A 493-nucleotide genomic window follows, 5' to 3' on the forward strand; every position below is an offset into this window, starting at 1 on the left:
CGACCTCTAAGGTTACCATAACGGCATCAGGCGGTACACCGGGTTATACGTATGCTTACAAGCAAGATGGTGTTGCTCCGGTTGCAGCAGATTACGTTGCCAGCAACGTTGCGGACTTGAACCCGACTACAAATGCGAACTGGGATGTTTACATAAAAGATGCTAACGGATGTATATTTCCATTAAATGTTGCTATTGATACAGATGATACCCCTGGAGTTACCGCTTTTGTTAGCAACCAGTGTTCAGGCTCAGGCAGCAGTTTTACTATTACAGCGACTCCATCGGCTACAAGTTTGGCACCGTTGACTTACGGAATAGGAGGAACTACTGGTGCATTCCAGTCAAGCCCTGTTTTTAGTGTTTCAGCGGGAACATATACAGTTTGGATAAAAGATGCCAACGGTTGTACTTCTCCATCAGCAGCGGTAACGGTTTATCCACAGCTGACAGCAAGTGCAGCTGTAACCAGAGAGCTTAGCTGTTCACCAAC

General features: G+C 46.5%; 1 protein-coding gene. It reads left to right on the forward strand.

Annotated features, from left to right (window positions below):
* The coding region (locus DMB65_RS22255; RefSeq protein WP_165835012.1) for a hypothetical protein at positions 1 to 493 on the forward strand (493 nt) is incomplete at both ends.

The sequence above is a fragment of the Flavobacterium cheongpyeongense genome, assembly GCF_003202435.1.
Lineage (GTDB): Bacteria > Bacteroidota > Bacteroidia > Flavobacteriales > Flavobacteriaceae > Flavobacterium > Flavobacterium cheongpyeongense.